The organism is Fulvivirga sedimenti, from assembly GCF_020328055.1.
Window position 1 is genome coordinate 622531 of sequence record NZ_JAIXNE010000002.1, and the last position, 14338, is coordinate 636868.

The window sequence follows — 14338 nt, forward strand, 5'->3', positions numbered from 1 at the left end:
CGTAATAATATAGAATTAGAACTGCTGCGGCATATCCCTTAAACATTCAGGACCAACCAATAATAAATGATAAAATTCTTTAATCGCATACGCCAAAAACTCGTAACTGAAAGTAAATTCAGTAAATATCTACTTTATGCTTTTGGCGAAATTATTCTGGTTGTAATCGGGATTCTAATCGCTTTATCAATCAATACCTGGAATGAGACAAGAAAGCAAAATATTGCTGAACACGAATTTATTGAGGGCATAAAAAATGACCTGGCTCAGGATAAGGAATACATTAAGTATATCATTCAACTGGCTCAGGATAAAGATTCTGTATACTCAGTTTTAAGTAAAGACTTATCTTTTCTGTATGATGCCGACAGACCATTGTTGGATTCTTTGCTCCGAAACTACTTTGCCACTCATCGGACATTTTATCCAATATCAGGTTCTTTTCAAGCTGCAATAGCCGGAAATGAAATAAGTAAATTCAAAAATAAGGCTTTTTGTTCTGCGGTAACGAAACTGTATAATTCGACTTACACAAGGCTCATGGATAATGCAAAATCTGCAGATGATAAGTGGTTTTACTTTACCAGGAAATACAGCGAAATCAGAAGAACCGGTCACATACCGGATATGAGCGAAGCTCAATTGAATGAATTAATTAATGATATGTACTACCATACGTTCTCACTAAATTATTATGGGGATAATTTGAGCAGTACAATTGCAGAAATTGACGAAATAGTTTCATTGCATTAATTAACAGAGCCTAACCCTGGTTCTCTCGTCCATAGCCGGAAAGGACTATAGCTCCGGCCCGTATTAGGTATGCCGGCCTTGGACCTAGATAGCAATATACATGATGACTTAACGAACGAAGCTACGTTTTTTGGTACTTTCATTGTGGTTCTGATTATATTGCTTTTAGCATTTACCTGTAAAAATAAACTGATCCCGTCTAAAATTCCGGCCGTTGGAAATCAAACCAAAATTCGAACCTTAATACGCTTATGATAAAAACAAAAATCAAGGAATGTTATTTTATCCTTTTGGCTTTGATTTGTTTCTCCTGCAATGAGGTTAACAAATCCAATTCAGAGGATAAAGGTAATTCCTATGTATTGGTTAAGGACTGGCCTCAATTATCACAAGGATTTTCATTTAGTGCCGTTTCAGCTGTAGGAGTTGATAACGAACAAAATATTTTCATGTTTCAAAGAACCGGCAGAGAGTGGACATGGACCATTCCCGACTCTTTGATTTCATCCAATACCATATTTCTCCTGGAAAAGAATACCGGAAAAATTTTGAATAGCTGGGGATCCCATCTCTTTATAATGCCACATGGCTTGTCGGTCGACAATAAAAATAATGTCTGGGTGGCTGATGTTGGTTTACACCAAATTTTTAAATTCAGTCACGAGGGTGAATTGTTGATGAAATTAGGTGAGGCAAAAATCCCGGGAAATGATTCGCTGCATTTTAATCTTCCCACAGACGTTGCTGTGGCAAATGATGGTTCATTATATGTAAGTGATGGATATGGTAACAGCAGGGTTGTAAAATTTTCAAAGGAAGGGAAATATCTTTTTGAATGGGGAACAATGGGAAACAAACCTGGCGAATTTAATACCCCCCACAGTATTGATTTGGATGCACAGGGTAATGTCTTTATAGCCGACAGAGAGAACAATCGAATCCAGAAATTTGATCCCGACGGAAATTTTCTGAATCAATGGGAAAATAATATGGCAACACAACTATATTCAATAGCAATCGACCAGAAGGATAATTTATTCGCAATAGATAATTTAACTGTGAATGACACTTTGATAATGGGCGCTGATATTTTGCTTTTTGATGCAGCACTAAATGAATTGGTCCGATTTGGCAGGACTGATTCAATTGCTGCTCCCCGTTATCATGATATAGACATTGATGGCGAGGGTAATATTTACGTTGCCGAAACAGGAGGCAGAAGAGTGCGGAAGTTTAAGAAAATAACAACAGAATGAGACGGTGATGTACGAACGAAAAACCTTCAACTGTTTTGTCCTTTAACTAATCGGGGATAAACCTTAACCAATGATAAAATTCTTTCGAAAAATTCGGCAAAAATTGCTGACTCAGAACCCGGCTGACGGACAGGCAGGCAGATTGGGCAGGTATCTGCTTTATGCGGTTGGTGAAATAATTCTGGTCGTAATCGGAATTTTAATTGCGCTTTCAATTAATAACTGGAATCAAAATAGAATTGATGGCCGAAAGGAGAGTTTGTTGCTAAAAGAAATTAATGCCGAATTTAAGTACAATAAGGAAGAGCTGGAAAGTACCGTAAGAACGTATAACCTCATTTTAAATGAGTGTGATTTATTGATAAAATTGTTCCCAATAAACCAAAATGAAATAAATAAAGACACTTTATCGATAGCATTGGAGCTGATCCGAAACACCATTTCTGCAGATCTTTCCATGGGATCCATTTCTACTTTGATCAATACGTCATCCTTTGAAATTATTTCAAATAATGAACTTCGAACTTTGCTCATACAGTGGGAAGACCTGATATCAGATTATTTTGAAAGGGAAGAGCAGGCAATTAATTATACCCGGCAAACTATTACCCCCTATTTGGCAACAAGATTACCACGTCCGTACAAAAGGGGATTAGATGATGAACGTGTTGATCTGTCATTTTTGACATCGATCGAATTTGAGAATTTAATTAATGACCGTCGCAGAGATGTAAATGTATTGTTGAATATCGTAAAAGATGAGGACACTGAAATTCGAAAAGCCATAGATCGAATTATCTTACTAAGCGAGAGTAGCAATGATTGATTTCCAATCCGAGAGTGAGGCATTTTTTGTTTTGAGCTATCAACTATGAATATGATTTCAGCCGAACAAATTTACCGGTTTGTAACATTCTTGCTTTTTCATCGTCTTTGCTAAAAGCAAAACACTAAAATCATAACCATGGGTATAAATTCGACGGGATCGGAATCATCAACCAACTTCAAAATCAACATAAAAATTAAACTTGCCAGTCTTTGGACCTCGTTGATGTTCCTGTACATTTATGCCGATTATTTCCAGCTAATGACCCCCGGGAAATTAGAGAGAATGATGAACCTTCAAACTCCTGTAGGACCAACATCTCCAGGAATTTTAATGATATTTTCCCTGATTTTAATTATTCCGGCCCTGATGATATTTCTTTCCATCTTTCTCCAGCCCCAACTCAATAAATGGTTAAATATCATCCTTGCATTCGTGTATGCTTGTATCTCGGTGCTCATTATTGTTTCCAGCATTACAGATGAATGGCATACATTCTATGTTATGTTCAACTTTGCGGAACTTGTAATTTTTGCCATTATCATTTCACAGGCATGGAAATGGCCCAGGGGAAATAATTCATAACAAAATGCTCCGGCAAAACCGAAATACCAGTGTGTAAGATCAGATAAAAATAAAACATGTTTCCAGAACACAACCAACGTCAATTAGTAACTACCGCCAGAATCGCCGGGATCTGGTACCTGCTTATGGCCATATCCGGCATTTTGGGATTTATGATATTTCACCCCCAGGTATATGTATCCGCAGACCCGCAAAAAACACTTGCAAATCTGATTGACAACGAATCACTCGCCAGAACCCGGTTGCTATTGGAATTTGGCATCATCGTTTCACAAGCCCTTACCGCGGTATGGTTCTTTAAACTGTTCAGAAAAATAAATGACTGGGCTGCATGGGCCGTCGGAATCTGGGGAATGGTCAACTCAGTAGTCATTATCATCAGCGCCATTTCAATGGGTACGGCGATTGATATTGCCGGTTCATCCCAGAATGTTGAAGACAAGTTGATTTTAATAGAACTTTTGACCGACCTAAGTTCCAATGCCTGGCGGGTGGGCGGACTGTTTTTCGGACTATGGCTGATCCCCCTGGGATACATTATCACCAGTTCAAAAAGGATGCCCTTATGGCTGGGGCGCACGCTCATAATAGGCGGTATTGGCTACCTGTTAAGCACGACAATCAGTTACTCGGGAATTGAATTCCCCCCGGCTAAATACTTAACAATTCCAGCAACTATTGGAGAATTCTGGATGATCGGATATTTATTGATTTTTGGAATACGACCTTTGAAAGAATCACCGTCAAATTAAGATAATAGTTAAGGAGGTATCTCTAAGTCGGTATTCTTGAATACCCTGCACATCATATTTCGCATTTTGAATTCTTAACACTATTTCTTCTAGAAGCGAAATTTGAACTCCGTTCCCGAATGAAAGAAGAAGCAGTAAGCGATAAGGATAAGTTTCTTTACCCTGAATTCTTTGATAATCCTGAATTCAGGAATACGTTGTCAATTGGACTATTACACATGGAACTGATCTATGATGAAGGAGAAATTGTTTGAAAGGAGTTGGAAAAATTAAATCGAGTGATTGAAAATAATATCAAGAGATTTCAGGAATAGTGTAAATTAAGTCCGGGGACCTTGTAATTTGGGAATATATCCCGACTAATAGCAGAGCTCTTGCAAGGATTATAAACCCTGATTACTAACAAATTACGACACCTAACCCTCATTTAAATAAAATCTAATGAAATCCTTCCTGATCATCGTTTTATGCATATCGGTCACCTGTACCACCCTGGCTCAAAAACCCAAGGCCGTGGAAGCCATGAAAAATGAAACCGCTGCTTCAATTCAGTCTGACTACGACACCTATAAAGAACTCGCACTGGAAATCTGGGACTACGCAGAATTGGGATACAAGGAAAACCAGAGCTCTGCCCTACTCGCCAGGACTTTGGAGGAAAATGGGTTTGCGGTTGAAACAGGTGTAGCAGGCATGCCCACCTCGTTTGTAGCCACCTATGGCAGCGGCAGCCCTGTGATCGGGGTCCTGGCCGAATACGATGCACTGCCTGGCATTTCCCAGGATAATACACCAACACGGTCCCCTGTTGATGGCAAGTCAAATGGTCAGGCCTGCGGTCACCACTTGTTCGGCGCCGCAGCAGTGGCAACAGGAATTGCCATTAAGCAACACCTTGAGAGTGGAAAGCTGAAAGGAACGATCCGGGTTTACGGTACACCGGCAGAAGAAGGTGGCAATGGCAAATCCTATATGGTTCGCGCAGGACTTTTCAACGATGTAGACGCAGTGCTCCACTGGCATCCATGGGATAAAACCGGTGTGATTGGGACAAGCACATTAGCCAATAAAACAGCAAAGTTCCGTTTTCACGGAATTGCCTCGCATGCCGCAGTGGCACCAGAAAACGGGCGTTCTGCCCTTGATGGTGTAGAGGCTATGAATGCAATGGTGAACATGATGCGGGAGCATGTTCCGCAGGAAAGCCGGATCCATTATGTTATTACCAGCGGCGGTGAAGCACCCAATGTGGTCCCTGAATATGCAGAGGTCTTCTATTACGTACGCCATCCGAAAAAGGATGTTGTACAATCAATATTCGAACGGATAGTAAAGGCCGCAGAAGGCGCTGCGCTGGGAACCGAAACATCCATGGATTACGAAATCATCAGCGGTTCCCATGATTTGCTGATCAACAATACACTGGCCGAAAATATGAATACCAACCTGCAACGGGTTGGCGGGGTAATTTACAGCGAGGAAGATAAAAACTTTGCGAAAACGTTGCAGGAAAGTTTTCTCAAAAAAGCCCCTGATGTATCTGACGCCGCTCAAATTTACCCGACGGGCAGCCTCCCTCTGAGCGGCTCAACAGATGTTGGGGATGTGAGTTATATGGTGCCAACTGTTGGGTTATTAATAGCAACCTGGGTACCCGGAACCAGTCCGCACAGCTGGCAGGCCGTCGCATGCGGAGGAACGGATATTGGCATCAAAGGCATGATGGTGGCCGCAAAGACTATGGCACTCACGGCCATAGATTTATTTACGCAGCCTAAATTGCTGGTGGATGCAAAGGAAGAATTCATTGAGGCCAAAGGTGATTATGTGTACAAGGCCCTGCTGGGTGACCGACAGCCGCCTTTGGATTACAGGGATTAAGTTTAACAATGAAGGTCAGACATTAAAAAAATACTTTAAAATCACATCGATACGAACAAATGAAAAGCATACTCATCAAAACAGGCATGATCATTTATCTGCTCCTGTTTGCCTATATCCTGATCTTTAAATCCCTGAGCATCGACAACACAGAAACAAAAATATTTTTCCTGTTAAGTCCGCTCGTCCTCTACTTCGGCCTGCGGAATTCCAAAATTTTAGAGAAGAAATAACACCCTATGGTCATTTAAGCAGTATTCTGTCGACAGATAACCGGTTTACATCGGGATACGACATTGCCCTTTCTATTAAATCCGTTGATTTTTGGTCATCAAAAAACCAATAAAAACAACGTATGCAATTCTTCGAATTACTGATAATTATCGCCTCTTCCATTACGATCATTTTCAATCGTATTCTTTACAGATATGTTAATAAACGCTATGTCATCGGATTCCTGATCCTGATCCTGGGCATACACCTGATCGCGGAAGGACCCCGTTGGCAAATAACTCCGGCCTACCTCCTCTTTCTTGTCGCAATCATCACCAGTTTCAGAAACCCGGAAAGGAAGTCGTCGATCTTTCTGAGGATCATTAAGACCATCGGCCTTGCTGTACTCCTGGCAATGGCCATTCTGCTGCCTTCGGTTTTCCCGGTATTTGAACTGCCGTCCCCCACAGGACCCTACGCGGTAGGAACAACAGATATCCTGTTGAATTCCGACCGCCCGGAGCCCATCACAACAGATGAAGGCGATCAAAGGCGGTTTATGATCAAGGTTTGGTATCCATCGACAGAACCTGGCGAAGAAATGGATTCATACATCGACAAGGGAGGCAGAAATGGCTTTGCCCAGAAGTACCAGCTTCCGGGATGGATGTTCAACTATCTCGATAAGATTGAAACCCATGTTTACCGAAATACTCCGGTTGCCGGTGAAACCTTTCCGGTACTGATCTTCTCGCACGGCTATAACTCCAAGGCGAACGGATACTATGCAATTCTCTCGGAGCTCGCCAGTCAGGGTTATATCATTTTCGCCATCAACCATAGTTATGAAAGCACCGGCTCAACCTTTCCCGACGGATCTGAAATTTATTTCGATTACGACTATGCTGCCCGTATCGAAGCGGGAACCTGGGAGAAGATTCAGCCTGTGCAGGAGGCATTCAGGAACGGGCTCTCCTTTGAAGAAAGACATCCCATTGTTGAGAAGGCACTTACAACCTATTTCGTCAGAGATATTGTGGAACGGTGGGCACTCGATATCATGGATGTTATTGACGAACTGGATAACTGGAATAAGGAAGGCTTGTTCAAAGGCCGATTGGAAGTAGCGAATGTAGGAGTTTTCGGACATTCAAGAGGCGGTGGGGCTGCCGGACAATCACTGTTAGTTGACAACCGGATTAAAGCCGGGGCGAACCTGGACGGTGTGCAGTGGGGACAAATCGTTGATACGGTGTTCCAGAAGCCCTTTCTTTTTTTATCGGCCGACTGGCCCGCGGATCACGAGGACCTGAACAGCCATGCTTACATCAACAAAAGTACCTCCTGGTTTTATGAGGCCAAACTACTGAAATCAGAACACAGCAACTTCATGGATATCCCCTACATGATTCCGGTAAGAGCACTCAGCCAGGCGGGACAAATTGATCCGGATCTGGCCATGAAAATTACGGGCAGGCTGACAACATCCTTTTTCAACCGACACCTTAAGAATGATGGCACATCGCCTGTTGAAACGCTTGATTCAACCTATGAAATGCTGGAAATGAATATCTATAAGGGGGATTCATTATTGCTCCATTAAAAGGGGTAATCTCTTCAGAGCGCGTATATTAACGTGTATATGAAATTCCGTTGTTTCACTGGTTCCCTTTTACTACTTTGGGGATTATTCGGCAGCTGATGTTGTCTCACTGCTGCCGGATTTCAACGGAACCCCTAAACTATATGCACATTTTCAAATATGCTGTGATCCTATTTGCAGCTGTAATTCTTGATATCAGTAATTCCCTCGCACAAAGCGATAAAAACTACAACAGCCTGATCCCCCACCTGCAGGCATTCGCGGAAATCTCTTCCGTAACAGGAAGAGAGGATGCCGCAGCTGCCTATATCCGGTCATTACTCCCGGATGCTGATGTAAAAACCGATAAACTGGGCAACCTGATCCTGACCATCGGCTCGGGGTCTCCCAAAAAACTGATCACCGCACCGCTGGATGAGCCGGGATATGTGATAAGCCAGATCCAGGAAGATGGCTATCTACGACTTGCCCCGATTGGATTCGGACATGCAGGCAATCTTTATCATCAATTTTTACAGGGGCATGAAGTTGTCATCACAACAGAAAAGGGGCCCTTAACGGGTGTTTCAACGGTGCGATCCATGCACTATGAAAGACTCCGGATCATCCTGGAAAGTTCTAAAACTCCCTTTACATGGCACGAAGCATTTGTAGATGTTGGTGAATCATCCGAGAAGGGCGTCGCTCAAAAAAACATCAAACTTCTCGACCCTGTAACACTGAATAAAAAAGTAAGTATAATCAATAATACCATGATGGCGGCGCCGGCTATGAAAACTAAGTCGGCAGCGATAGCGCTTGCCGCCGTGGCCAACAGCATCCGTGAAAAAGATATCAAGGGTACGGTGGTCATTGCATGGACCACCCTCGAACTGATCAACGGAAAGGGACTGGAGGCAGTGATCAATACGCACGGACCCTTCGATGAGATCCATCGGTTTAACCGTTTCCTGGAATCGGATAATCTTGCGGCGAACACCCTGCTTACAAACGGCCGATCATTCAACAGCGATGTGAACTACGCAGATGTGAAACCGTCGATTCCCTTCGGTAATCGTGCCTCTACTGTTAATTTCGATGAGCTTAACGTTTATGAAATCGGTTTACCCGGACTGTATGAGCACACTCCGGTTGAAATGGTTGCTATATCGGATGTGGAGCACCTGGCAGATTACTGGCTCAGAGTAGTGGGCGGAAAGAACAAATCAAATGACTTGCCGGCAGTAAAGACTGAAATACCCGGAGCGACCTACAGAACTTTCAACGATGAACACAATGTAGTTTCAGAACTCGTAGCACGTTACGGGGTAAGCTCCGATGAGGGACAGGTAAGGGAGCATATACTGACTCAATTGCCCGATTGGGCGAAGCCTGACGTCGATTCTGAAGGAAATATTCGTCTCAGCTTCGGCCAGGGAGACGAGCATATCGTGTTTGTTGCCCACATGGATGAGACCGGATATATTGTGGATTCCATTACCGATGATGGCAAACTGGTACTCGGGACCAAGGGCGGGATGCTCCAGTGGTTATGGGAAGCGCAGCCGGCATTGATCCATGTATCAAACCAACCGATACCGGGAGTCTTCGAGCCAAGAAAGGATTATAAAACTGCTGAGGCAAGAGCACTCCCGTCGGACCTTACCGTATTTGCCGGCTTTGATTCAAAAAGTGAGGCATTGGCTGCCGGAATTAAGATTGGGTCCACTACCGTAACCATGCCCAAGAAAATGATCCGTCTGAGTGAGAACCGTGCGGCCGCGCGTGGCTTTGATGACCGCGTAGGCAGCGCTGCGTTGCTGATGAGTTTAAAAGATTTAAATCCTGCTGAACTTGACCGAAGGGTAACCTTCGTCTGGTCGACCGCGGAAGAAATCGGGCTTACAGGCTCTTCCTATGCCGCAAAAGATCTCACAGATGCGGATATTGTCTACCCTATTGATACTTATGTCTCTTCTGATGATCCGTATACTGATGAGACATTTGCGAACATGCCATTGGGTGATGGCGCAGTCATACGGGTGCTGGAAAGTATTAATTACGTAAGCCGGAAAAATCTCAGGGCCGTCCAGGACCTTGCCGCCAAAAACGCAATTAAAACGCAATACGGCATGACGTCTGGGGGAACCGACGGACAGGCATTTCTGGGTTATGGGATTCCATCTATTCCCCTATCCTGGCCGGGAAGATATTCGCATTCGCCGGTGGAAGCGATGGATTACCGGGACATGAATAATCTTGTTAAACTGATTCAGGCGATTATTCATGAGTAAAGACAATTTCAGAATTTCATACGAATTCCTTAAAGTATAAAACTCCGAAACCACAATGATTCTGCATTCATCAGACAAATAAATCATTTCAGAATATTAAATTGGGGTAATTGCGGTCAAATGAAAAATGACTGCAGGGTCTTACTTGTAGAATCCATGGTATTTAAACAGAGTAAGCTTACCGCTCTTTTGTGGTTTACAATTCACCTCGGCTGTATATATACAACATCCGCCCAGAGTAATATTGAAATCACGCATCGCACCACCGATTACGGAAAGAACTTCCGGTGGGTTTATGACATCACCCAGGATGATGATGGCTTCATCTGGCTTGCCAATCATACCGGACTCAGGAGATATGACGGCGAGAATTTTATTACCTGGCAGCATTCAGATAATGATTCTGCAACGCTTAGCACCAATACCATCATTCGAGTCAGCAAAGATCAGCAAGGTAATATTTGGGCATATGGTAACGATGGAGTTTTCAACAAACTGGAACTGGCATCTGGAAAAATTACAAGGGTTCAACATACATTCGATGAGGGCAATCTCAATGCTGAAATGAAACATTTCGGCCCTCTGAGTAACGACGATTTTATTGCACTTTACTATCAATCGGGGACCAATACCATATGGAGATACAACCCCGCGAAAAACAAATTTGAAAACATATTGAATATCCCGGTGGCAGGTACGACACTGGAATATTTTACCGAGCGATCGGATGGAAAATTATGGCTCTGGGGTATGGGAGCAGGCTATTATCTGGCCGATATTTCAAACAACACTATTGAATACTTTCCGGTGAATGCAAATGGATATGCTATTCCTGTCGACAAGGATCGCAAATTCTGGTACCCTTCAAACAATGTCGATCCGCTAAATGAGGCATTATTAAATTTTAGTTTACCCGATGACATTGACGTATCGAAAATTGAACGGGTACAACTGGATAATGCCGGGAACATCTGGTTCTATCATGGGGAAGGAGACGTTTATCAGTATGATGTGAATTCAAGAACACTTGAAAGATTTGTCGACCCGATGTTCAAAAGATCCAATGGTGTACAATTGATGTATCATTTCTTTGAGGACCAGGATGGTGGTTTCTGGAATGGCCATTTTTTTGGCGCAGTCCGGTTTAAAAAGCGGGAAAAATTATTCAATACCTACTTCAACCAGGCAAGTCCGTCCGAAAGCATCAGAGCATTCAGCGCCCGGGAAATCATTGAGCTTTCACCGGATGTGTTGCTGGTGAAGGAAAACGAGCAAGACCTCTACACGGTAAACCTGGTGACTGGTGAAACCACTCAGATTAAAAGGCAATACAGAACAAGCTCTGGCGAAAATATCTCAAAATGGTTTTATTCCATGGTATTAAACCGTGACGGATACCTCTGGACAAACCAGGCTGATAAACTGATTAAAACAAATATTGTAACAGGCGCCGAGGAAGTTTATGCCATCCCTGTTTCTCCATTGGCAGAGAATTTTACTGAAAATGCTTTTCAAAAGTATTGGCCCAGAATTTTCGAAGATGCCTCAGGAAAACTGTGGTGGTGTGGACCGGGTGATATCAGTATATTCGACAGGAAGAATAAAAAAATGATTCCGGCAGACCTAAGACCGGGTCCGGCTGCAGTACATGCAGATTTCAAATTCGCGCGGTATGATCCAGTGCATGATGCCATATATGGCAGCTATGACCAGGGTATTTACCTCATTGATTGCAGCAGACAGGAGGTTTCCCTTCTTGAAGTTTACTCAATCCAGGAAGGCTATGATATCATGATCACCTCGGTATTAAACTGGAATGATGAGTTCTGGCTGTCAACCAATAAAGGTCTGATAAGATATAATCCGCAAACGGGCGACAGGCAATTCTACACCAGAAAGGACGGACTTCCTTCCAATGTGGTTTACAATGTATTAGGATCCAAGGATCATTTATGGCTGGCAACACGTGATGGTTTATGCCAGTTAGATCCATATGAAAATGTAATGGTTAATTACTACCAGGAACAGGGCCTGGCATCTGATGAATTCAATTTATGGTCCTGTCATAAAACCTCATCAGGCCGGTTGTTTTTTGGCGGACCGAATGGCATCGTAGGGTTTAATCCTGAAAATTTCAAAATGACCACAGGTAAAAAAGGTCAATTAAACCTTGTGGGGATATCAAAATACAATCAAAAGGAGGATGCACTCATCAATATTCCAAACCTTCCCTATACAATAGCTGATAAGATCATTTTTAATGCCAACGAAAGAACCATTACATTCAGATATACGCACACCATTTATGGTGACGAATTCAGCAGCAATTATTCACATATCCTGGAGGGGTTGGACAATCAATGGATTGACGATGGGTTCCGCAATGAAGCCAGGTACCTGGAAATTCCACCGGGAGACTACATATTCCACGCAAAAGCGGTTGGACCCAATAATATTTCCGCGCTGAATGAAATCGCCATACCCATCAGTATAAAACAATATTGGTATTTAAGGTGGTGGGCTGTTCTGATTTATATTTTCATAGTGGCTGCCGCGATCTATTTTATCTACCGGATGTTGCTGAAAAGAAACCTGGAAAAGGAAGAAGCCCTCCGGATGAAGGAGCTTGATGAAGTAAAAACGAAAATGTACACCAACATAACACATGAGTTTCGCACTCCCCTAACTGTTATGCTGGGAATGAATGACGCGGCAAAGGAATATGCTGAGGAAGGCGAAACGGATAAGGTTCTCCACGCGGTTGAAATGATTGACCGAAACGGAAAAAACCTACTGAACCTGATCAATCAAATGCTTGAGCTTTCTAAACTGGAAGCAGGTGTACTGTCGGTCAATAACCAGCAGGGTAACATTGTCGATTACCTGAAATACCGAATGGAATCATTTCAGTCCTATGGTGAAGCAAAACAGGTACAGATTTATTTTGATCCGGAAGAAGAGGAGATTATAATGGATTTCGATGTTGATAAAATCTCCTATATCGTCGGGAACCTGGTGTCTAATGCCATTAAATTTACACCCGGCAGCGGGAACGTTTATGTTCAGGTACGGAAGACTTTTGCAGACCAGGGGCAACCTTTTCTGGAGTTTAAAGTAAGAGACACCGGCATTGGCATTGAAGCCGATAAAATTAATCGAATATTCGACCGCTTTTACCAGGTGGATGACTCCAATATCCGGAAAGGTGAAGGAACCGGAATCGGATTATCCCTGGTAAAACAACTTGTGAAGTTACTTAATGGTAATATTCAGGTCGAAAGCACGATAGATGAAGGGTCGGAATTTACCGTGCTGTTGCCGATAACTCAGGATGCTCAAATCGCCGAAATGATTCCATTGGAAAATGCCCGTGATGAATGGTCTGAGAGTATATCTAATTTCATCGAAACTGAAATGGATTCTGCCCATGAAGACATGGATAAACCCTTAGTCCTGATAGTGGAGGATAATGCAGATGTTGCTCATTACATTGGTGCCAGCATCAAAGAAGGCTACCAGACCATCAGGGCTACAAATGGTGTTGAAGGAATCGAAAAAGCCATTGAACTCATACCCGATATCATTATCAGCGATATCATGATGCCGGAAAAGGATGGCTTTGAGCTTTGCGAAACATTGAAAAAGGATGAACGCACCAGCCATATCCCAATCATTCTGCTCACAGGTAAGGCAGACGGAGATTCCAAAATTCAGGGCCTGGAGCATGGCGCCGATGTTTATCTGTCAAAGCCTTTTAACCGTAAGGAACTTTTAATCCGTCTCAAGAATTTACTGGCGCTGCGCGCAGAAATACAGAAGCATTATTCAGAATCTGATTTTTCCAAACCGGTCAGCGGCCTGTCCGGAACCGAAAACGCTTTTTTATTGAAAATACGAAATGTCATATTGGAAAATATTGAACATGAAGATTTCAACATCACCAAACTGTGCGATCTTGTCCATTTAAGTCGGCCGCAACTGCATCGAAAACTGGTTGCCATTACTGGGGAATCTACCTCAAACCTCATACGAAAGGTGCAATTGGAAAAGGCCAGGGAATTACTTTCTTCAGGAGAATTTAATGTAAGTGAAGTAGCTTACCAGACGGGTTTCAAGACCCAGGCACATTTCAGCAGGGTATTTTCTGAGGCCCTTGGAGCTCCCCCAAGCTCCTACGTAAAAAAATAAACAGCCCA

The 14338-nt window shown here is 43.0% G+C and carries 11 protein-coding genes; all 11 read left to right on the forward strand.

Going from position 1 to position 14338, the window contains the following annotated elements:
* Window positions 1-66: 66 nt before the first annotated feature.
* The 11 genes from LDX50_RS09095 (at window position 67) to LDX50_RS09140 (ending at window position 14330) form a co-directional block, all read left to right on the forward strand.
* The gene (locus LDX50_RS09095) at window positions 67-753 is read left to right on the forward strand and encodes a DUF6090 family protein (RefSeq protein ID WP_225698128.1); all 687 of its coding nucleotides are present in this window, start codon (window positions 67-69) and stop codon (window positions 751-753) included.
* A gap of 251 nt (window positions 754-1004) precedes the next feature.
* A complete protein-coding gene (locus tag LDX50_RS09100; protein ID WP_225698129.1) occupies window positions 1005-2009 on the forward strand; it encodes a peptidyl-alpha-hydroxyglycine alpha-amidating lyase family protein in 1005 nt (334 codons plus the stop codon).
* 70 nt (window positions 2010-2079) lie between these two features.
* Window positions 2080-2835, forward strand: coding sequence for a hypothetical protein (locus tag LDX50_RS09105; protein ID WP_225698130.1), 756 nt, complete (start codon window positions 2080-2082; stop codon window positions 2833-2835).
* 138 nt (window positions 2836-2973) lie between these two features.
* Window positions 2974-3420: a DUF6326 family protein gene (locus LDX50_RS09110; RefSeq protein WP_225698131.1), complete on the forward strand. Its 447-nt coding sequence runs from the start codon at window positions 2974-2976 to the stop codon at window positions 3418-3420.
* A gap of 56 nt (window positions 3421-3476) precedes the next feature.
* Window positions 3477-4172, forward strand: a complete 696-nt coding sequence (locus LDX50_RS09115) for a DUF4386 domain-containing protein (protein WP_225698132.1) — start codon at window positions 3477-3479, stop codon at window positions 4170-4172.
* Window positions 4173-4291: 119 nt separating this feature from the next.
* Window positions 4292-4426: a hypothetical protein gene (locus LDX50_RS30750; RefSeq protein ID WP_255647359.1), complete on the forward strand. Its 135-nt coding sequence runs from the start codon at window positions 4292-4294 to the stop codon at window positions 4424-4426.
* Window positions 4427-4613: 187 nt separating this feature from the next.
* The gene (locus tag LDX50_RS09120) at window positions 4614-6053 is read left to right on the forward strand and encodes an amidohydrolase (RefSeq protein WP_225698133.1); all 1440 of its coding nucleotides are present in this window, start codon (window positions 4614-4616) and stop codon (window positions 6051-6053) included.
* 59 nt (window positions 6054-6112) lie between these two features.
* Entirely contained in the window at window positions 6113-6286 is a 174-nt protein-coding gene (locus LDX50_RS09125; protein WP_225698134.1) for a hypothetical protein, read from the forward strand.
* Window positions 6287-6408: 122 nt separating this feature from the next.
* Window positions 6409-7869 carry an alpha/beta hydrolase family protein gene (locus tag LDX50_RS09130; protein ID WP_225698135.1) on the forward strand — a complete coding sequence of 487 codons (1461 nt, stop codon included), beginning with the start codon at window positions 6409-6411 and terminating at the stop codon, window positions 7867-7869.
* A gap of 143 nt (window positions 7870-8012) precedes the next feature.
* The gene (locus LDX50_RS09135) at window positions 8013-10142 is read left to right on the forward strand and encodes a M20/M25/M40 family metallo-hydrolase (RefSeq protein ID WP_225698136.1); all 2130 of its coding nucleotides are present in this window, start codon (window positions 8013-8015) and stop codon (window positions 10140-10142) included.
* Between the two features lie 120 nt (window positions 10143-10262).
* Complete coding sequence (locus LDX50_RS09140; protein ID WP_225698137.1) at window positions 10263-14330, forward strand: hybrid sensor histidine kinase/response regulator transcription factor; 4068 nt, start codon at window positions 10263-10265, stop codon at window positions 14328-14330.
* Window positions 14331-14338 lie beyond the last annotated feature (8 nt).